Origin of the sequence: Rhodobacter ferrooxidans (assembly GCF_000176015.1) — a bacterium.
Classification (GTDB): Bacteria; Pseudomonadota; Alphaproteobacteria; order Rhodobacterales; family Rhodobacteraceae; genus Pseudorhodobacter_B; species Pseudorhodobacter_B ferrooxidans.
In genome coordinates this window covers 1-19,137 of the sequence record NZ_ACYY01000008.1, presented here as the reverse complement: position 1 = coordinate 19,137, position 19,137 = coordinate 1, and the positions used below count along the sequence as shown (strand labels likewise).

Annotated in this window: 16 protein-coding genes; 5 read left to right on the top strand and 11 right to left on the bottom strand. The window is 66.9% G+C overall.

All coding sequences use genetic code 11. The features are described 5' to 3' along the window. Positions 1-96: 96 nt before the first annotated feature. From RSW2DRAFT_RS07585 to RSW2DRAFT_RS07570, 4 genes are all read right to left on the bottom strand, one after another. On the bottom strand, positions 97-2,640 hold the full coding sequence (locus RSW2DRAFT_RS07585; RefSeq protein WP_040671842.1) for a putative PEP-binding protein: 2,544 nt from the start codon (positions 2,638-2,640) through the stop codon (positions 97-99). Positions 2,641-2,763: 123 nt separating this feature from the next. After that, positions 2,764-5,004, bottom strand: coding sequence for a glycine--tRNA ligase subunit beta (glyS, locus tag RSW2DRAFT_RS07580; RefSeq protein WP_008029640.1), 2,241 nt, complete (start codon positions 5,002-5,004; stop codon positions 2,764-2,766). A gap of 3 nt (positions 5,005-5,007) precedes the next feature. Beyond that, entirely contained in the window at positions 5,008-5,421 is a 414-nt protein-coding gene (locus RSW2DRAFT_RS07575; protein ID WP_008029639.1) for a DUF6446 family protein, read from the bottom strand. Next, positions 5,418-6,341: a glycine--tRNA ligase subunit alpha gene (locus RSW2DRAFT_RS07570; RefSeq protein ID WP_008029638.1), complete on the bottom strand. Its 924-nt coding sequence runs from the start codon at positions 6,339-6,341 to the stop codon at positions 5,418-5,420. Before RSW2DRAFT_RS07570 ends, RSW2DRAFT_RS07575 begins: the two co-directional genes overlap by 4 nt. Positions 6,342-6,514: 173 nt before the next feature. Here RSW2DRAFT_RS07570 and RSW2DRAFT_RS07565 point away from each other — a divergent pair, with 173 nt between their 5' ends. Beyond that, on the top strand, positions 6,515-8,329 hold the full coding sequence (locus tag RSW2DRAFT_RS07565) for a serine protease (protein WP_008029637.1): 1,815 nt from the start codon (positions 6,515-6,517) through the stop codon (positions 8,327-8,329). A gap of 39 nt (positions 8,330-8,368) precedes the next feature. Here the strand turns inward: RSW2DRAFT_RS07565 and RSW2DRAFT_RS07560 are convergent, their stop codons facing one another. Both RSW2DRAFT_RS07560 and RSW2DRAFT_RS07555 read right to left on the bottom strand, forming a co-directional pair. Then, complete coding sequence (locus RSW2DRAFT_RS07560; protein ID WP_008029636.1) at positions 8,369-9,817, bottom strand: TrkH family potassium uptake protein; 1,449 nt, start codon at positions 9,815-9,817, stop codon at positions 8,369-8,371. A 55-nt stretch (positions 9,818-9,872) separates the two neighbouring features. Further along, positions 9,873-12,296 (bottom strand): heavy metal translocating P-type ATPase, encoded by a 2,424-nt coding sequence (locus RSW2DRAFT_RS07555; protein ID WP_008029634.1) that lies wholly within the window; start codon positions 12,294-12,296, stop codon positions 9,873-9,875. 117 nt (positions 12,297-12,413) lie between these two features. On the opposite strand from RSW2DRAFT_RS07555, the gene RSW2DRAFT_RS07550 reads away from it, so the two are divergent. Continuing rightward, entirely contained in the window at positions 12,414-12,863 is a 450-nt protein-coding gene (locus RSW2DRAFT_RS07550) for a heme-degrading domain-containing protein (RefSeq protein ID WP_008029631.1), read from the top strand. Between the two features lie 3 nt (positions 12,864-12,866). On the opposite strand, the gene RSW2DRAFT_RS07545 is transcribed toward RSW2DRAFT_RS07550, so the two are convergent. Together RSW2DRAFT_RS07545 and RSW2DRAFT_RS07540 are read right to left on the bottom strand one after the other, a co-directional pair. Further along, on the bottom strand, positions 12,867-13,151 hold the full coding sequence (locus RSW2DRAFT_RS07545; protein ID WP_008029629.1) for a cupin domain-containing protein: 285 nt from the start codon (positions 13,149-13,151) through the stop codon (positions 12,867-12,869). A gap of 88 nt (positions 13,152-13,239) precedes the next feature. Beyond that, a complete protein-coding gene (locus tag RSW2DRAFT_RS07540; protein WP_008029627.1) occupies positions 13,240-14,568 on the bottom strand; it encodes an aspartate aminotransferase family protein in 1,329 nt (442 codons plus the stop codon). Positions 14,569-14,748: 180 nt separating this feature from the next. Between RSW2DRAFT_RS07540 and RSW2DRAFT_RS07535 the strand changes: the two genes are divergently transcribed. Continuing rightward, positions 14,749-15,375 (top strand): TetR family transcriptional regulator C-terminal domain-containing protein, encoded by a 627-nt coding sequence (locus RSW2DRAFT_RS07535; RefSeq protein WP_008029626.1) that lies wholly within the window; start codon positions 14,749-14,751, stop codon positions 15,373-15,375. Position 15,376: 1 nt separating this feature from the next. On the opposite strand, the gene RSW2DRAFT_RS07530 is transcribed toward RSW2DRAFT_RS07535, so the two are convergent. Further along, on the bottom strand, positions 15,377-16,303 hold the full coding sequence (locus RSW2DRAFT_RS07530) for a CehA/McbA family metallohydrolase (RefSeq protein ID WP_008029624.1): 927 nt from the start codon (positions 16,301-16,303) through the stop codon (positions 15,377-15,379). Between the two features lie 24 nt (positions 16,304-16,327). Beyond that, a complete protein-coding gene (locus RSW2DRAFT_RS07525) occupies positions 16,328-17,290 on the bottom strand; it encodes a magnesium transporter CorA family protein (RefSeq protein WP_008029622.1) in 963 nt (320 codons plus the stop codon). A 207-nt stretch (positions 17,291-17,497) separates the two neighbouring features. Here RSW2DRAFT_RS07525 and RSW2DRAFT_RS07520 point away from each other — a divergent pair, with 207 nt between their 5' ends. Then, the gene (locus RSW2DRAFT_RS07520) at positions 17,498-18,010 is read left to right on the top strand and encodes a flavin reductase family protein (RefSeq protein WP_008029620.1); all 513 of its coding nucleotides are present in this window, start codon (positions 17,498-17,500) and stop codon (positions 18,008-18,010) included. A gap of 86 nt (positions 18,011-18,096) precedes the next feature. Next, on the top strand, positions 18,097-18,453 hold the full coding sequence (locus tag RSW2DRAFT_RS07515) for an ArsR/SmtB family transcription factor (protein ID WP_008029618.1): 357 nt from the start codon (positions 18,097-18,099) through the stop codon (positions 18,451-18,453). 29 nt (positions 18,454-18,482) lie between these two features. On the opposite strand, the gene RSW2DRAFT_RS07510 is transcribed toward RSW2DRAFT_RS07515, so the two are convergent. Further along, a partial coding sequence (locus RSW2DRAFT_RS07510; RefSeq protein WP_008029616.1) for an SDR family oxidoreductase occupies positions 18,483-19,137 on the bottom strand: 655 nt, incomplete at its 5' end.

The window sequence follows — 19,137 nt, the reverse complement described above, 5'->3', positions numbered from 1 at the left end:
GCGATTCTGCGCGGAAACCCGCCGAAGCACTTTTTGAAAAGCCCTAGAAAACTCAAGCCCTTGTGGGGCGTATCTAGCGTTAATCTAACGATAGTTTCAGCCGATCGGGTCGGTCAGCGCCAGATGTGCCGCCGCCAGCCGTGCCTGCGGCACCCGGTAGGGCGAGCAGGAAACGTAGTCAAACCCCGCCCTGCGACAGAAGTCGATTGATTCGGGGTTACCGCCATGTTCACCGCAAATCGACAGCGTCAGGTCGGCGCGGGTGGCGCGGCCGCGCTCTGCCCCGATCAGCAACAACTCGCCCACGCCATCGACATCCAGACTGTGGAACGGGTCTTCGGCAAACACCCCCTGCTGCACATAGGTGTTCATGAAGCGCCCGGCGTCGTCGCGGCTTAAGCCATAAGTCATCTGTGTCAGGTCATTGGTGCCGAAGGACAGAAACGCCGCGTGCTGGGCAATCTCGCCCGCCCGCAGGGCCGCACGCGGGGTTTCCACCATCACCCCCAACCGGAAGTCGAACGTGACACCGGATTTCGCCCGCACCGATGCCGCCACCGCGTCGATGTTGCTTTTGACCAGTTCGACCTCACGCTTGGCCGAGACCAGCGGGATCATGATTTCCGGCACCACCGGCGCGCTGCCGCGGTGGGCAATCTCGACTGTAGCCTCGAAAATCGCCTGCGCCTGCATGGCGTAAATCTCCGGCAGCACGATGCCAAGGCGCACGCCGCGCATCCCCAGCATCGGGTTGAACTCGGCCAGCGCCTCGGCCCGGCGGGTCACGTCGGACAAGGGCTTGTCCAGCGCCTCGGCCAGTTCGCGCAGGCCTTCGCGGCTGTGCGGCAGAAACTCGTGCAGCGGCGGGTCGAACAGCCGGATGCAGACCGGCAGGCCCTGCATGATGTCGAACAACTGCACGAAATCGGCGCGCTGCATCGGCAAAAGCCGGGCCAGAGCGGCAGCGCGGTCTTGTGCTGTGTCGGCAAAGATCATCTCGCGCATCACCACCAGCCGGTCTTCATCAAAGAACATGTGCTCGGTGCGGCACAGGCCGATGCCCTGCGCCTCGAAATTGCGGGCGGTCTGGGCGTCGGCGGGGGTGTCGGCATTGGCGCGGATGCCGATGTCGCGCACTGCATCGGCCCAGGACAAGAGCTTGCGAAAGCTGTCGTCCAGCGCCGGCGGCAACATGGTGGCGGCCCCCACCAAGGCCTCGCCGGTGGTGCCATCGACGGTGATCAGATCGCCTTCCCGCAAGCAGCGGCCATCGGCGGCGATCAGGGTCTTTTCGCGCGCATCCAGCCGCAGGTCGGACGCGCCGACGATGCAGGGCAGACCAAGACCCCGCCCGATCACCGCGGCGTGGCTGGTCATGCCGCCACGCTCGGTCAGCACGCCCGCCGCCGAATGCATGCCGCGGATGTCTTCGGGCGCGGTTTCGCGGCGCACCAGGATGCAGGGCTCGCCGCGCGAGGCCGAGGCCTGCGCCGCCGCCGAGGTGAAGACGATCTTGCCGGTGGCAGCACCGGGAGAGGCACCGATGCCCTTGGCGAACACGTCGCGCGCCCCGCGCGGATCGACCTGCGGGTGCAAAAGCTCCGACAGCGCCCGCGGTTCCACCCGCAGCACCGCGTCGTTGCGGCTGATCACCCCATCCTCGGCCAGTGCCACCGCGATGCGCAGGCCCGCCCGGGCAGAGCGCACCACCTTGACCGCGTCCAGCACCGACATATGGCCGTCTTCGATGGTGAATTCGACCTGCATCTCCTCGCGCAGATTTTTGCGGCAGGTGGCACCAAAGCGCAAAAGATCGGCGTAAATCTCGGGGGCGAGGTCTTGCAGCGACGCCCCGCGCGGGTCGCGGGTCAGGTAGATCGCCTCGGGCTGGCGCAGCGCGTCGCGGCCCTGGGATTGCCCCAGATAGCGCCCGGTGACCTGCGGCACACCGCTGGCCGGATCGACGAACTGGATCACGCCCGAGCCGGACAGACCCGCGCCGATGCCCTGCGCCATCTCCTGCACCACCAGCCCCAGCCCCGCCGCCTCGGGCGCGCCCTTGGCCTGACGCAGCAGGCGGGCGGTGGTGCCCTCCCACGCCCGGGCCATCGAGCGCAGCACATCCGAGAGTTGCCGGGCCGGGTCTTCGGGGAAAGGTTCTTCCATTTCAGTGGCATAGGCCTGAAGCGCGCGGCGCAGGGCTTCGGCGGAAGGCTCCAGCCCCTCGAACATGTCGGGGTCGAGCCGGGCCACATGCAGCGCATAGCCCTGCACGAAGCGCAGATAAAGCGCGTCGGCGGCGGCCTGGCCATGGGTCTGCGCCAGCCGGTCATGGCGGGCGGCGTTGAAGCCGATGTTCAGGATGGTGGCCGGGCCGCCCCAATCGGGATTTTCCGGGCTGGGGCGCACCGAGATCAACGGATCGGGGCCGAAATGCCGCAGGATGGCGGCGCAATCGACCGGCTGACCGGCGGCTATTGCGCGGACGGTGGCGGCGGGAAGGGCCACGGTGCGCGGCACCGGCAGGTCGATCCGCACCAGCCGTTGCAGGCACTTGGCGCGCCAGCCGTGCCGGGCCGAACTGATGGCGGCGGTGGCGGTGATTTCGCTGAAATCGGTGAGCGGGTCGATTTTCTGCACTGCGGCGCCTTTCGGGTTCGGGTGCAGCATAGTCTTATCGGGGGGTGGCGCAAGCGTTGCGGACAGACGGGGGCTATCTGCCCCCCGCACCCCCCCGAGGATATTTGTTCAAAGGTGAATGGGTCAGCCTTCGATCTTGGTGAGGTCGGCCACTTGCGCGCAGAGGCTGCGGATACGGTGCAGCAGGTTCAGGCGGTTGCGGCGGGTGATGGGGTTGTCGCTGTTGACTTGAACCGCCTCGAAGAAGGCGTCGACCGGGGCGCGCAGTGTGGCCATGGCGGCCATGGCGGCGGCGAAGTCTTCGGTTTTCATCGCCGGGGTGAGGACGGCTTCGGCCTGGTCGAGGGCGGTGAACAGGGCGCGTTCTTCATCGGTTTCCGCGAATTTGGGGTCGGCGCCGTAGGAGTATTCGACGCCGTCCTTGGCCTCGGCCTGGCTGAGCAGGGCGTTGGCGCGTTTGAAGCCTTGCAGCAGGTTGGGGCCGTCTTCGGTTTTCAGGAAGGCCGCGAGGGATTGCGCGCGTTTGACCAAGAGGGTGAGGTCGTCGTTGCCGGGCATGGCAAGGCAGGCGTCGATCACGTCATGGCGGATGCCCTGGTCTTTCAGGAAGACTTTCAGGCGGTCGTGGAAGAAGGCGAGGAGGTCCAGCACTTGAGTCGATGCATGCAGTGCTGTCCCGTCGTCAAAGCTTCCAGAAACTAGGACTCTGGTGCCAGTCTCGACAGTCGCGGTTCTGCGAATAGTGGTGATTTCTTCACGAGCGCCAACATTTACTTCAAGAGCATCTAGAACGTCCTGCTTTTCCCTCTCCTTGACGGCTACACGGTGGAAAATGTGGCCCTTCTCCCCTGTATTCATTGCTTTGATGAGGCTCGCCCGCACCCCATTCCCCAGCACCAACCTGATCACCCCCAGCGCCGCGCGGCGCAGGGCGAAGGGGTCTTTGCTGCCGGTGGGTTTCTCGTCGATCGCCCAGAAGCCGGTCAGGGTGTCGATCTTGTCGGCCAGTGCCACGGCCACGCTGACGGGATCGGTGGGCACATCGTCGGCGGCGCCGAGGGGTTTCCAGTGCATCTCGCAGGCTTCGGGCACGCCATCGTCGTGGCCGGCGGCGGTGGCGTAGTAGCGGCCCATCAGGCCTTGCAGCTCGGGGAATTCGGCGACCATGGCCGATTGCAGGTCGGCCTTGCAGATGCGGGCGGCCTCGGCGGCGAGGTCGGGGGCGGCGCCGACGAGGGGGGCGATTTCGCGGGCAAGCGCCTCGATGCGGGCCACGCGATCGGCCTGCGAACCGAGCTTGTTGTGGAAGGTGACATGGGCCAGACCCGCGGCCATGCCCTCCATCCCCACGGCGTGAACGGTGCGCAGGTCGTTTTCCCAGAAGAACTTGGCATCCGACAGCCGGGCCGACAGCACCTTGTTGTTGCCGGCAAGGATGGTGGCGCCGTGGTCCGCTGTTTCGCGGTTGGCAACAGTGACGAAGCCTTCGATGCGGCCGGTTTTCGGGTTCTTCACCGAGAAGAATTTCTGATGCGTGCGCATCGAGGTTTGCAGCACCTCGGGCGGCAGGTCGAGAAAGCCGGGGGCGATGGCGCCCAGAAGCACCACCGGCCATTCCACGAGGCCCGCTACCTCGGCCAAAAGGCCGGCGTCGGGGACGACTTCAAGGCCGCGGGCGAAGGCTTGCGTGGTGGCGTCGTGCCAGATTTGCGCCTCGCGCGCGGCGGGGTCGAGGATCACATGGGCGCGTTTCAGTTTGGCGGCGTAGTCGTCGAAACCCGTCACCGCAAAGCGGCCGGGCGACATGAAGCGGTGGCCTTCGGTGGTGGCACCGGCGTTCAGGTGATCGACGCTCAGGGGCACGACTTGCGGGCCGTGCTCGTCGGTCAGCAGGCAGAGGATGGAATGCAAGGGGCGCACCCAGCGCAAGGAGCCCGTGCCCCAACGCATTGATTTCGGCCAGGGAAAATTGCGGATGGTGGCTTCCAGCACTTCGGCCACGATCGCCGCCGCCGCGCGGCCCGGCTTTTCGATCACCGCGAACCAGACCTGACCCTTCTTGTCGTCGCGCAATTCCAGCTGCTCGCGCGCAAGGCCGGTGGAGCGCAGGAAGCCTTGTAACGCGGCCTCGGGGGCGGTGGCGGCGGGGCCTTTGCGTTCCTCGCGCAGGGCCTGGCTGTGGGCGGTCAACCCCTCCAGCGACAGCACCAGACGGCGCGGGGTGGAGAAGGCGCCTGCCCCGGCATAGGTCAGCCCGGCCTCGACCAGCCCGTCGGTGACCAGCTTTTTCAGATCCGCCGCCGCCCGCGCCTGCATCCGGGCCGGGATTTCCTCGGAAAAGAGTTCAATCAGCAGATCGGGCATGGGTCACTCTCTGGATGCGGTCGGTTGGTGCCAGGCATAGGCGCGGCCATCGGCATAGACCGCCACCACGCGGTCGATGCCGGGGGCAATGCCGGGTTCGGACAGAAAGGCGATGGCCTCGCCGGTGTGCAGGGCTGCGGCAATGTTTCCGGTATCGAAACAGTCGAGGTCGGCGGCGGGCGGGGTGGCGGCGTCATAGACCCGGTAGGTTTCGGTCAGCAGCGCCTGGCTCATCGGCGTGGTGAAACAGGCGCGGAACTGCAAGGGCGCCTCGGTGCCGGTTTCGGTGATGTCGTTGGCAAGGATCACTTCGGGCGCCGCCCCGATGATCGGGGTCAGGCGGATTTCGGCGCCGGGGAAGAACGCCACCGGCACCGCGGCGGCCAGTCGCCAGCCAAGGCTCAGCAATCCGATCACGCCGCACCCCCGGCTTCGGTCAGCACGAAAGCATCGGCGCAGGCTTTGGCAAGGGCGCGCACCCGGCCGATATAGGCCTGCCGTTCGGTGACGGAAATCACCCCGCGGGCGTCCAGAAGGTTGAACAGGTGGCTGGCCTTGATGCACTGGTCATAGGCCGGATGCGCCATCACGATCAGCCGCCCGGCCTTGTCCAGCCCCGGGGCGTTCAGGATGCGGGCACATTCGGCCTCGGCATCCTGAAAATGTTGCAGCAGCATTGCGGTATCGGCCTGATCGAAGTTCCAGCGGCTGTATTCCTGCTCGGTCTGCCGGAAAATATCGCCGTATTTCAGCGGGATCGGTGCATCCGGGTCGTTGAACGGCATGTCCATGACGTGATCGACCCCCAGCACATACATCGCCAACCGCTCCAACCCGTAGGTGAGTTCCCCCGCCACCGGGCGGCAATCGTGGCCGCCGACCTGCTGGAAATAGGTGAACTGGCTGACCTCCATGCCGTCGCACCACACCTCCCAGCCCAGGCCCCAGGCGCCCAGCGTCGGGCTTTCCCAGTCATCCTCGACAAAGCGGATGTCGTGCAGGTCGGCGTCGATGCCGATGGCCTGCAATGACCCCAGATACAGCGCCTGAAGATCGGGCGGCGAGGGTTTGATCAGCACCTGATACTGGTAGTAATGCTGCAAGCGGTTGGGGTTCTCGCCATAGCGGCCATCGGTGGGGCGGCGCGAGGGTTGCACGTAAGCCGCAGCCCAGGGGCGCGACCCCAGCGCCCGCAGCGTGGTCGCCGGGTGGAAGGTGCCCGCCCCCACCTCCATGTCATAGGGTTGCAGCACGGCGCAGCCCTTGGCCGACCAATAGGTCATCAGCCGCAGGATGATTTCCTGAAAGCTGCGCGGGGCGGCTGCCTTGGATGCCATGTCGAACCTCTGGGCCGAACCTCTTGAAAAGCGCCCTCTGCATAGGCAGAAGGCGGCAGGTGGTCAATGCGGGGCGGCACCGCTGCGCGCCAGAATCGGCGTGCATCCGGCAAACGCTCTGCTAGGGTCGCCAAAATGCGCGGATGCGACGAAAAAGACGGGGTTTGAACCAGATGACGCGAGTGATTTTCTTTCTTGGCCTGATGCTGGCGTTGCTGGTTTCAACACCCGTTGCGGTGCAGGCGCAACAGCAGGTCTGGTTGCAGATCGAAGCGCAGCCGACGCTGGCCGAGGCCGAGGGTCGGGCGCGGGCCTATACCGGCGTGTTCCCCGATGTCGCGGGGTTCCAGATGGGCTCGGGGTGGTATGCCATCGCCATCGGCCCCTATGACGCCGGTCTGGCACCAACGCGACTGGCAGAGTTGAAGGCCGAACGGCTGGTGCCCGCCGACAGCTTCATCGCCGATGGCCGGGTCTATCGCAACCAGTTCTGGCCTGTCGGTCCCGGGGCGGTGTTGCCGCAAGCGGCGGCCCCCGAGGCGGTGACGCCCGAAGCCGTGGCACCTGAAGCCATCCCCGAAGCCGCACCCGAAGCGGCCCCCGAACCGGAAGTGGCGGTGGTGGCCCCCCTGCCCGTCCCCGAACCCGTTTTCATCGAGGAAACCCCGGCCGAGGCCCGCCGCTCCGAGGCCGCCCTTGCCGCCGACGACCGCAAGGCGCTGCAGACCGCGCTGCAATGGTTCGGCCATTACAATGCGGCGATCGACGGCGCCTTCGGTCCCGGCACCCGCAAATCCATGGCCGCCTGGCAAGAGGCCGCGGGGCTGGAGCCCACCGGCATCCTGACCACCACTCAGCGTGCCGACCTGCTGGCGGCCTATGGCACGGCGCAGGCCGAACTGGGGCTGCAACTGGTGACGGAACCGGAATCCGGCATCGAGATCACCCTGCCGCTGGCCTTGGTGCAGTTTGACCATTTCGAGCCGCCCTTCGTGCATTACGCCGAAAAGGCCGGATCGGGTGTGCGGGTGATCCTGATCAGCCAGCCCGGCGATCAGGCAACGCTTTATGGCCTTTACGACATCCTGCAGACGCTGGAAGTGGTGCCGCTGGACGGCGAGCGCAGCCGCGACGAGCGCAGCTTTACCCTGACCGGGCGCAGCGCCACGGTGCAAAGCCACAGCTATGCCGAACTGTCGGGCGGGCTGGTCAAGGGCTACATGCTGATATGGGGGCCGGATCAGGATGCAGACCGCATGGCGCGGGTGCTGGCGGCGATGCAGAAAAGCTTCAAGGGCGTTGGGGATCGCGCGCTGGACCCCGGTCTGGTGCCGATGCCCGATACCGCGCGGCAAGGCCTGTTGTCAGGGCTGGAAGTGCGCCGCCCCGGCCTGTCGCGCAGCGGCTTTTACGTCGATGCGGCGGGGGCGGTGCTGACCACCACCGAAGCCGTGCAGAACTGCAGCCGCATCACTCTGGACGGCGATACCGAGGCCGATGTGGTGCTGACCGATGCCGCCCTGGGCATCGCGGTGCTGAAGCCGCGCAAACCGCTGGCACCTGCCGTGGTGGCCGAACTGCTGACCGGGCCGGCGCGTCTTGGCGGCGAGATTGCGGTTTCCGGCTATTCCTACGAAGACCTGCTGCCAGCACCTGTGCTGTCCTTCGGCACGCTGGAGGCCGCGACCGGCCTGAACGGCGAGCCCGGCATGGTGCGGCTGGCGGTGACGGTGTTGGCGGGTGATGCCGGTGGGCCGGTGCTGGATGGCGCGGGCTCGGTGCTGGGGATGCTGCTGCCACGCGTCTCTGATGCCGCCCGGCAACTGCCTGCCGGGGTGGATTTTGCCGCCTCGGCCCCGGCCCTGGCCGCGAAACTGGCCGAGGCGGGCATCACCCCCGCCGCATCGGCCCGTGCCGGTGCGCTGGCCCCCGAAGACCTGACCGGGCTGGCCGAGGGCATGACCGTGCTGGTGTCGTGCTGGAACTGAACGCCTGAACCCGGGGGCCGCAGCCTTGCGGCCGCCGGATCAGGCCCGCCAGAACCGCGGCAGCAGCACGATCAGCACCGCCATCAGCGACAGCCGCCCCATCAGCATCGCCAGAATCATCAGCCATTTCGCGGCGGTGGGAAAATCGATGTAGGTGCCGGTCGGCGCCACCATCGGCCCGATGCCGTAGCCGATGTTGCCCATCGAACTCCAGATGCCGAACAGCCCCGACATCATGTCCACCCCGGCCAGCGTGATCGCCACGCTCAGCACGCCCAGCGTCAGGATATAGGCCGACACGAACAGGATCAGCGCGTTCATCACGTCGTCCTCGACGGTGCGGCCGCCGTATTTGACCATGGCGATCTGGTTGGGGCTGACCACCCGGCGCACCTGCGCCACAATCACCGCCCCGGCAAGCTGCACCCGGAACACTGTCAGCGCCCCGGAACTGGACCCCGAACAACCGCCGATGATTCCCAGCACGAAGGCCACCAGCAAGGCCAGCCCGCCCCAGTTGCCAAAATTGCCGGAAAAGAACCCGGTGCCGGAAATGATCGAGGTCAGGTTGAACAGCGCCTCGCGGAAGGTCGGCTCGAATTCGCCGCCGGTGGTCAGCGCCTGCCACAGCGCCACCAGCACCGTCGCCGTCGCAATCCACAACAGGTAGGATCGCACCTGCAAATCCTTGAACAGCGGTTTGGCGGTGCCCGTCATCAGTTGCACATAGCGGATATAGGGCAGCGAGCCGAGGATCATGAACAGGGTGCCTGCATATTCCATCGCGCCGCGGTATTTGTTGAACGACATGTCCGACGGTGAAAACCCGCCTGTGGCGATCGAGGCCATGCCATGCACCACCGCATCCAGCAGCGTCATGCCCAGGGCCGAATAGACCATGGCACAGATCACCGTCAGCCCGGCATAAACCCCCAGCAACGACAGCGCGATGTCGCTGGCGCGCGGCAGCACCTTGCCGAAAGTGTCAAAGCCCTCGGTGCGGAAGAACTGCATGCCGCCAACCCGCATCACCGGCAGGAAGATCATCGCCAGAAATGCGATGCCCAGCCCGCCCATCCAGTTCAGCATGCCGCGCCACAGGTTCATCCCCGGCGGCAGGAAATCCAGCCCGATGACCACGGTCGATCCGGTGGTGGTGATGCCCGACACCGCCTCGAAATAGGCATCGGTAAAACCCAGCCAGGGCGCGCCATAGATGAACGGCAAGGCCGCGAACATCGGCACGAAGATCCAGATGCCCAGCGTCAGCACAAAGGCGATGCGGATGTTCAGCCCCTGCCGCAGCGAGTTGCGCATCGCCAGCATCAGCAGCAGCCCGGTGCCGGTGGTCAGAAACGACGATTGCACGAAGGGCATGGCATTGTCGGATTGCGCCGCCCATTCCACCGCCGCCGGGATCAGCATCAGCAGACCCAGAACCACAAGCAGATTTCCGATGATGTAGCCGGCGGGGCGAAGATCAAGCATGGTCGGGCAGACTTCCGCCGCGGGGCGGCTTTTGTCAAGGACGGCAGACCCGAACTCAGTTCCCCGCCCGCAACCGCCGCAGCCGCAGCGCGTTGCCCAGAACGAAGATCGACGAGGCCGCCATCGCCGCCGCCGCCAGCACCGGCGACAATTGCGGCCCGCCGAACGGCACCAGCACCCCCGCCGCCACCGGGATCAGCGCCGCGTTATAGCCAAAGGCCCAGGTCAGGTTCTGCCGGATATTGGCCATGCTGGCGCGGCTGACCCGGATCGCCGTGGCCACCGCCATCGGATCGCCGCCGATCAGCACCACTTCGGCGGCCTCGATCGCCACATCGGTGCCGGTGCCGACCGCAATGCCGACATCCGCCGCGGCAAGGGCTGGCGCGTCGTTGATGCCGTCACCGACAAACGCCACCCCCGGCCCCATGCCCTGCACCACAGCCACCTTGCCGCCCGGCAGAACCTCGGCATGCACCTGCGCGATGCCCAGATCGGCAGCAATCGCATCCGCCACCGCCTGCGCATCCCCCGTCACCATCGCCACCGCGACCCCCATCCGGCGCAACGCCGCCACCGCCGCCCGGGACGAGGGCTTGACCGCATCCGCCACCGCGATCAGCCCCGCCGCTTTGCCATCAATCGCCACATAAACCGGCGTGCGCCCCTGCCTTGCCAAAGCCTCGGCCTGCGGCAGCAGCGCCGACAGGTCCACCCCCGCCAGCAACCGCGCCGCACCCACCTGCACCAACCGCCCTTCAACCATCGCCTCGGCCCCATGCCCCGGCGTTGCGGCAAAGCCTGAAGCCTCGGGCAAAGCCAGACCCTGCCCTGCCGCCGCCGCCAGAATCGCCTGCGCCAGCGGATGTTCGGACTGCGTCTCGACCGCCGCCGCCAGCCGCAGCAGGTCGTCCCCGGCCCCATTCAGCGCCACAAGATCGGTCAGCACCGGCTTGCCTTGCGTCAGCGTGCCAGTCTTGTCGAAAGCCACGGTCTTCACCCCGGCCAGTGTCTGCAACGCCTCGCCACGGCGGAACAGCACGCCCAGTTGCGCCGCCCGCCCGGTGCCGACCATGATCGACACCGGCGTGGCCAGCCCCATCGCACAGGGACAGGCAATGATCAGCACCGACACCCCGGCCACCAGCGCCTGCCCGATGCTGGGGCCAAACACCAGCCAGACCGCCACCGTCAAAACGGCAAGACCCATCACCACCGGCACGAACCACAGGGTGATGCGGTCCACCAGCGCCTGCACCGGCAGCTTGGCGCCCTGCGCCTGTTCCACCATGGCGATGATCCGCGCCAGCACGGTGTCGGCCCCGACGCGGGAAACCCGCATCACCAGCGCACCCGAGCCGTTCATCGTGCCGCCGGTCAGCGCATCGCCCGGCGCCTTGGCCACCGGCATCGATTCGCCGGTCAGCAGGCTTTCATCCACCGCGGATGCGCCCTCCTCCACCACCCCGTCCAGCGGGATGCGCTCGCCCGGCCGGATTTGCAGCCGCGCGCCGGGGGTCAGGGTGGCAATCGGCACCTCGGTCACGCCTTCAGCCCCGATCAGCCGCGCCTGCATCGGCTGCAACTGCACCAGCCCCGCAATCGCGGCGCCTGCCCGGCCGCGCGCCCGCGCCTCCAGCATCCGGCCCAGCAGGATCAGCACCACGATCATCGCCGCCGCCTCGAAATACACCGCGCGGCTGGCGGCGGGCAGCAGGCCGGGGGCAAAGGTGGCGATGCTGGAATAGGCCCAGGCCGCAAGCGTGCCCACCGCCACCAGCGAGTTCATGTCGGGCTGGCGCCGGGCCAGCGACGGCAGGCCTTTCAGGAAAAACCGCCGCCCCGGAAAGGCCAGCACCAGCGTGGTCAGGGCGAACTGAATCAGCCACGAGGTCTGCATCCCGATGCTTCCGGCGATCCAGTGATGCAGGCTGGGGAAGATATGCCCGCCCATCTCGGCCAGGAAAACCGGGGCGGCCAAGACCGCCGCTACAATCGTATCCCGCCGCAGCCGCGTGTATTCCTGCGCTCGCGCATCGGGGTTGGCGTCGGCCAAAGGCACCGCCGCATAGCCCGCCCGGCTGACCGCCGCGGCCAGCGTGGCAGGCGTCGCCGCGCCTTCCCACAGCGTCACCTCGGCCCGCCGCGCCGCCAGATTGGCCGAGGCGCTCAGGATACCCGGCTGCGCCCGAAGCACCCGCTCCACCCGCCCGGTGCAGGCGCCGCAACTCATGCCCTCGACCGACAGCACCAGCGTCTGCTGCCGCGCGGGCACCCCGGCCTGCGCCAGCGCCTGCGCCATTGCCTCGCGGCTGGCGGGGGCGGCAAACCCCACTTCGGCGCTGCCATCGACCAGATTGACCCGCGCCGCACTGACCCCCGAAACTCCCCGCAACGCCCGTTCGGCACGGGTGGCCGAGGCGGCGTCGCCAAGGCCTTCCAGCAGGAAGCGCGCGGTCTGGGGGGATGCGGTGGTCATCAGGGTCTCCGGCTGCCAGCTTGCGGGCGGCGGGGCGGCAAGGTCAAGGCCCCGGCTTGCCGGACCCGGCCAAAGCTGCCAGACCAAGCGGGCAAAGCATGATCTGGGGGCGGGGCGATGGATATCAAGGCATTGGAAGCACAGGACGCCCGGCTGGTGCTGCCGCGCTTCGACGAAGCGGTGGCGATCCGGCTGGGGCTGGCGCTGCTGGCGATGGCCGAGGCGGGCGCGCTGCCGGTGGTGATCGACATCCGCACCGCCGACCGCACGCTGTTCCATGTGGCGCTGCCGGGGGCCACGGCGCTGAACGACCTCTGGGCAAGGCGCAAAAGCAACACGGCGCTGCTGTTTCAGGCGGCCTCGCTGCTGGTGGGCGCGCGCAACCGCGACAAGGGTGATATCCTGCAAAAGCATGGGCTTGACCACGAAAATTACGCCGACCACGGCGGGGCGGTGCCGATAAGGGTGGCGGGGGTCGGCGTGGTGGCGGTGGCCACGGTGTCGGGCCTGCCGCAGACCGAGGATCACGCGCTGGTGGTGCGCGGGTTGGAAAGCCTGCTGGGCTGAGGCCTATTTCAGCTCGACCTCGACAAAGCTCATCCCCACCGGGCCATCGCAGATCACGTTGTGTTCAACGCCCTCGGCGCGGCGATAGGCGCTGCCTGCGGGCACCAGAACCCGGCGTTCCTCGCCCTCCGGGCCGATCAGCAGCATCGGGCAATCGGTGATGGCGGTGATCACATAATCGAACCCATGGCGATGCCAGCCGGTCTCGGCGCCGGGGATGAAATCGAAGCGGGTGACGCGGACGCGGTCGTCATCGACCAAGGTGGTAGCGGTGCAAGGGGAACGCATCGGACCTCCAGCGGCGCGCTCTTCCAGCCTTGGCGGCTGTCATCGCTGGCGTTGCGATGACAGCCCGGCGGGCTGGAAGAGCGGCTGGTTATGGCAGGGTTTTCAGCACATTCGCCAGCGTGCCGATCAGCGTGTCGATCTCGGCTTTCGAGATGATCAGCGGCGGCGACATGGCGATGATGTCGCCGGTGGTGCGGATCAGGATGCCCTTTTCATAGGCCCGCAGGAAGGCCTCGAACGCCCGCTTGGTCGGCGCGCCGTCGATGCCCTGCAACTCCACCGCCCCGATCAGCCCCTCGTTGCGGATGTCGATCACATGCGGCAGACCGCGCAAAGAATGGATCGCCTCCTGCCAATAGGGTGCCATTTCGGCGGCGCGGGCGAACAGGCCTTCCTCCTTGTAGACTTCCAGCGTGGCGATCCCGGCAGCCGAGGCGATCGGGTTGCCGGAATAGGTATAGCCGTGGAACAGCTCGATCATGTTCTCGGGGCCGGTCATGAAGGCGTCGTGGATCTCGGCGGTGGTCAGCACCGCGCCCATCGGAATGACCCCATTGGTCAGGCCCTTGGCGGTGGTCATCATGTCGGGCAGCACGTCGTAATGCTGCGAGGCAAAGGCCGAGCCAAGCCGCCCGAAGCCGGTGATCACCTCGTCGAAGATCAGCAGGATGCCGTGCTTCTTGGTGATCGCCCGCAGCCGTTCCAGATAGCCCTTGGGCGGTAGCAGCACGCCGGTCGAGCCCGCCATCGGCTCCACGATCACCGCGGCGATGGTCTCGGCGCCGTGCAGCGTCACGATCCGCTCCAGCTCGTCGGCCAGATTGGCGCCATGCTCGGGCTGGCCCTTGGTAAAGGCGTTCAGCGCCGGAAGGTGGGTGTGGGGCATGTGATCGACCCCGGTCAGCAGGCTGCCGAACACCTTGCGGTTGGTCACGATGCCGCCAACCGAGATGCCGCCGAAGTTCACCCCGTGATAGCCGCGCTCGCGCCCGATCAGCCGGGTGCGCGCCCCCTCGCCCCTTGCCCGATGATAGGCAATCGCCAATTTCAAAGCGGTTTCAACGCTTTCCGAGCCGGAGTTCGTGTAAAACACATGCTCGATGCCCTTGGGCGCGATCTCGATCAGGCGGTTGGCAAGCTCGAACGCCGCCGGGTGACCCATCTGAAAGGCCGGGGCATAATCCAGTTCCGCCGCCTGCCGGGCAATCGCCTCGGTGATCTTCGGGCGGCAGTGACCGGCGTTGCAGCACCACAGCCCCGCGGTGCCATCCAGCACCTGACGGCCATCTGCGGTGGTGTAATGCATGTCCTTGGCGCCCACGAACATCCGCGGGTTCTTCTTGAACTGCCTATTTGCGGTGAACGGCATCCAGAAGGCGTTCAGGTCATTCGGCGTGGTCTTGCGGTCAAGCGCCATTCGGCGTCACTCCCTGTGGTGCGGCCCGCGTAACGGCGCCGCGATTTATTTGATCATATTCACGCTAGCAGGCGGCGACCGGCAGTCAAGCCGCGACATTTGCATGTTGCGCGCAATTCAGTCCTCGCTCAACCTGTGTTGCGGCATTTCGTGCCGAAACCGACCACTTCAGGACCGCAGATGAACCGACCGCATGCCCAGCCCCCCGCCAAAACCAGGATTCAGGCCCGCAATTCCGAGACCATCCTCGACGCGGCGCTGGAGGTGTTCTCGACACACGGCTTTCGCGGCGCCACGCTGGACCAGATTGCCGAGGTGGCCGGGCTGTCGAAGCCCAACCTGCTGTATTACTTTGCCTCGAAAGAGGCGATCCATGTCGCGCTGCTTTCCGATCTGATGGACGCCTGGCTGGACCCGTTGCGCGCGATGGACCCGGCAGGCGATCCGGTCACCGAAGTGCTGACCTATGTGAAGCGCAAGTTGCAGATGAGCCGGGATTTCCCGCGCGAAAGCCGGTTGTTTGCCAACGAGATATTGCAGGGTGCGCCGCGCATCGGGTCGGTGATCGGCGGCGGTCTGACCGACCTCGTGCAGGCGAAAGCGGCGGTGCTGCGCGGCTGGATGGATCAGGGCCGCATCGCCCGGCTGCATCCGGTGCATCTGGTGTTCTCGATCTGGGCGCTGACCCAGCACTATGCCGATTTCGAGGCGCAGGTGCGCACCGTGCTGGGGTCGGAAGGCGCCGACCCCTACCCCGAGGCCGAGGTCTATCTGGAAACGCTGTTCCGCAAGCTGCTGGCAGTCTAGGTCACAGGAAATGCGGGTTTGACCAGGCCCTGCGCCCCGCCGCATCAATCAGCGACACCCGCACCCAGGGCGTGCCTTTCAGCACGCTGAACGGAATCATGGCTTTGGTCAACGATTGGCCATGCACGGCTTTCGACGCCGTCCCCGCCCCCTGCACCACCACCGACACCACCGCCGAGCATTCCACTTCAACCCCGGTCGCGGTGATCCTCACGTCGCGCAACTCCGGCCCCTGCGTCGAATAGAACTCGCCCGCCTTCAGCGCCGCCAGCAGCGCGTCGGGGGAGTTTTCCGTGGCCTTCACCATCACCCAGCCGCCGAAATGGTCGGGTTCGGAAAAATGCGCGTCGTCGGTGGCGATCATGCTCAGGCGGCGGCCTTCGGACAGCAGCAGATCGGCAATGCCGAAGCCGTCGGGGCGGTCGCAGCCCATGGCGCAACCGTGGTTATAAACCTCGACCGCATGGGCGGCGGTGATGCTGCGGGCATCGGCCAGCGTCAGGCCGGACCATTGCGGATGCGCGATGGCGACAAAGGCCCCCGCCGCCACCGCGCGGGCGGCGATCTGCGGCCCGGTCTCCATGCCGGGATGCACCTTGAAATCGGGTGCTGCGGGCGGGGCAAACGCCGGCGGCAGGCCGACCGCCAGAATATGCCACAGCTCGCCATTTTCCATCGGCCCGGAGTGCAGCTCGGCCCCCAGAATGGTGGTGAAATCCGGCGTGCGGAACGGCAGGGTATCGACGATCGGATAGCCCCAGAGCCCGAGGAAATGGTCGGTCAGCGCCAGAAAATCATAGCCCTCGGCGCGGTAGCGGCGGCACACCTCCTCGGGCGGCAACACGCCGTCGGACCGTGTGGAATGGGTGTGCAGATTGCCGCGCCAGAAGCGGCCGGGGGCGGTGAAGGCGGGCAGTCTTGCAGGCATGGCAAACTCCGGTTCGGGCGGCGGCTACAGCCAGTCGCGCCATTTGAAGTACAAATAGGTCGCGGCCGCCGACAAAACCATCAGCCCCAGCGAAATCTCGAAGCCCAGCGGCGAATGAAGCCCCGGAATGGCGTCGATGTTCATGCCATAGGCCGAGGCGATCAGCGTCGGCGGCAGGAACAGCATCGACACCACCGACACGATCCGCACGGTCGCGCTTTGCACCAGATTGATCATGCCCAGCGTCGCATCGGTGGCCATCTGCACCCGGCTGGACAGGAAATCGACATGCACCTCCAGCGCCTGCGTGTCGCGCACCAGCCCCTTGACCATCGGGCGCAAGGCCTCGGCGTCGGGCCGGTCGGCCAGCCCTTGCGTGAAGAAACTCATCGCCCGCTCGATGCTCAGCAGCGCCAGCCGCACCCGGCCCAGCAGTTCGCCGTTCTTGCCCACCCGCTCCAGCGCCGCTTGCAGATCCTGCGGGCGGCGCGGCCCGGCCTGCGGCGCAAAGATCGCCTGCGACACCGAGTCCAGATCGCGCCCCGCACCTTCCAGCAAGTCGGCCTGCCGCCCGATGATCTCCTCCAGCAGCCCCAGAAGCAGCCGGGTCGGGGTGTTGCAGCCCATGCCCACCTTGTCGGCGCGCTCGGGGTAGGTCTCGAACGGGCGCGGCGCGTGGTGGCGCACCGTCACCAGCCGCTCTGGCGTCAGGATGAAGCAGACCGGGCCACTGGTCTGGGCCTTGTCCTCGCCCAGGCCCGGCAGCACCACGGTCATGTAGTCGATGCCGCCCTCGCGATACAGCCGGTTGGAGATCTCGATCTCTTCCATGTCGGCCAGCGACGGCACTTCGACCCCCAGCGCCTGCACCGCGGCCGATTGTGCCGGCATCGGGCACCACAGGTCGATCCACAGCGCCGAGGCGAGGTTGGCATCAAGTGTCAGGCGCTGCAACCGGCCCGCGGTTTCGACATAGGCGTGAAGCATGGACGAACCTTTGCAAGACGGTTCCCTGATGCCTAGCGCCAAGCGTGGCGCGGGCCAAGCGCGATCTGGGGTGGTTTTTCCGCGCCCCCCTTGCCCTGTTGCCGCTGTGGCATAGCTGCCTGCGCAGCACGATTGGCTTTGACAGCCGCCGCGCACCACCGCAAAAGACCCCTGCCCGCCGTTACGGCCAAGGGGGCAAGGACAAGCATGACCCACAGCCTTTCGCCCGATGCCCAGAAAGCCCGCGCCTTGCGCGATGCGCTGGGGCGGTTTGCCACCGGCGTGACGGTGATCACCATTACCGGGCCGGACGCTGCCGGACAGGTCGGGCCGATGGGCTTTACCGCCAACAGCTTTTCGGCGCTGTCGCTGGCACCGCCGCTGGTGCTGTGGGCAGTGGCCAAGGCCTCGCGCCGCGCCGCCGCCTTCGCCGCAGCCCCGCATTTCGCCGTGCATGTGCTGGCCAAGGCGCAAGGCGATCTCAGCGCCCGCTTTGCCGGTGGCGGTGCCGGCTTTGCCGGGTTGCCCGCCCTGCGCAATCCCGAAGGCGTGCCGCTGCTGCAAGGCTGTCTGGCGCGGTTTGACTGCGCGCATCACGCCTGCCACGACGGCGGCGACCATCTGATCATCGTCGGTCAGGTGCTTCGGTTCGAGCAGGACAGCGGCGCGCCGCTGATCTTCAACCAGGGAGTTTACGGCAGCTTCACGCCGCACGGTTAGGCTGAAGCGGACGCCCTTCGTGCACGGGGTCTCGCCATGCCTCATATTCCATGTTATGAATTATTTCAGTCCAGAGGTCCTGCCCCATGTCGCTTGACACAATCGCAACGCCTGCCGACCCCAATGCCGATGGCTGCGGCCAGTTGCCGCCCGATCAGATGGTGGTGCAGGCCAGCCTTGCCGCCGCCTTTCTGAAGGCCTTGGCGCATGAGGGGCGGCTGATGATCCTGTGCCATCTGCAGGCGGGCGAGAAATCGGTGACCGAACTGGAAGACCTGCTTGAGCAGCGTCAGGCGGCGGTCAGCCAGCAATTGGCGCGGCTGCGGCTGGAGGGTCTGGTGACCTGTCGCCGTGACGGCAAGACCATGTATTACGCCATCCAGGACCCCAAGGTGTCCCATGCCGTCGCCATGGTCTATGAGCTGTTCTGCAAGCCCCAGTAAATCCGAGCAGTGAGCCCGAGCAGTAAGCCTCAGCCGCGCCCGATATAGGGCATCCCCGTCGCCATCACCGTGATGAACGGCACATTTACCGACAGCGGCAACCCGGCCATGTGCAGCACTGCGTCCGCGACATGGCGCGCCTCCATCACTGCCTCGGCCCGCACCGAGCCATCGGCCTGCGGCACGCCGCGGGTCATCGGGGCGGCCATTTCGGTCAGCGCATTGCCGATGTCGATCTGGCCACAGGCGATGTTCAGCGTCCGCCCGTCCAGCGCCAAGGACCGTGTCAGCCCGGTCACCGCATGTTTCGACATGGTATAGGGCGCCGAACCCGGCCGCGGCACCTGTGCCGAGACCGAGCCGTTGTTGATGATCCGCCCGCCCTGCGGGGACTGCGCCCGCATCTGGCCAAAGGCGGCGCGGGCGCACAGGAACATGCCGGTGATGTTGACCGCAGACAGTGCCTGCCAGTCCTGCACCGCGATCTGGTCGATCGGGGTGGATTTCAGCGACATGCCGGCGTTGTTGAACAGCACATCCAGCCGCCCCCATTCGGCCACCGCCTGCCCGAACGCCGCCGCAACCTGCGCCGCATCGGTCACGTCACAGGGCAGCACCAGCGCCGCCCCGGCCCCCTCGGCGGTTTCGGTCAAAGTCTCGGCCCGCCGCCCGATCAGCCCGACC

What these genes read in the sequence shown, in the direction of transcription:
- glyS (WP_008029640.1), bottom strand. Translation starts at nt 5,004, where the DNA reads ATGCCCGATCTGCTGATTGAACTCTTTTCCGAGGAAATCCCGGCCCGG.
- RSW2DRAFT_RS07570 (WP_008029638.1), bottom strand. Translation starts at nt 6,341, where the DNA reads ATGGCATCCAAGGCAGCCGCCCCGCGCAGCTTTCAGGAAATCATCCTG.
- RSW2DRAFT_RS07565 (WP_008029637.1), top strand. Translation starts at nt 6,515, where the DNA reads ATGACGCGAGTGATTTTCTTTCTTGGCCTGATGCTGGCGTTGCTGGTT.
- RSW2DRAFT_RS07560 (WP_008029636.1), bottom strand. Translation starts at nt 9,817, where the DNA reads ATGCTTGATCTTCGCCCCGCCGGCTACATCATCGGAAATCTGCTTGTG.
- RSW2DRAFT_RS07555 (WP_008029634.1), bottom strand. Translation starts at nt 12,296, where the DNA reads ATGACCACCGCATCCCCCCAGACCGCGCGCTTCCTGCTGGAAGGCCTT.
- RSW2DRAFT_RS07550 (WP_008029631.1), top strand. Translation starts at nt 12,414, where the DNA reads ATGGATATCAAGGCATTGGAAGCACAGGACGCCCGGCTGGTGCTGCCG.
- RSW2DRAFT_RS07545 (WP_008029629.1), bottom strand. Translation starts at nt 13,151, where the DNA reads ATGCGTTCCCCTTGCACCGCTACCACCTTGGTCGATGACGACCGCGTC.
- RSW2DRAFT_RS07540 (WP_008029627.1), bottom strand. Translation starts at nt 14,568, where the DNA reads ATGGCGCTTGACCGCAAGACCACGCCGAATGACCTGAACGCCTTCTGG.
- RSW2DRAFT_RS07535 (WP_008029626.1), top strand. Translation starts at nt 14,749, where the DNA reads ATGAACCGACCGCATGCCCAGCCCCCCGCCAAAACCAGGATTCAGGCC.
- RSW2DRAFT_RS07530 (WP_008029624.1), bottom strand. Translation starts at nt 16,303, where the DNA reads ATGCCTGCAAGACTGCCCGCCTTCACCGCCCCCGGCCGCTTCTGGCGC.
- RSW2DRAFT_RS07525 (WP_008029622.1), bottom strand. Translation starts at nt 17,290, where the DNA reads ATGCTTCACGCCTATGTCGAAACCGCGGGCCGGTTGCAGCGCCTGACA.
- RSW2DRAFT_RS07520 (WP_008029620.1), top strand. Translation starts at nt 17,498, where the DNA reads ATGACCCACAGCCTTTCGCCCGATGCCCAGAAAGCCCGCGCCTTGCGC.
- RSW2DRAFT_RS07515 (WP_008029618.1), top strand. Translation starts at nt 18,097, where the DNA reads ATGTCGCTTGACACAATCGCAACGCCTGCCGACCCCAATGCCGATGGC.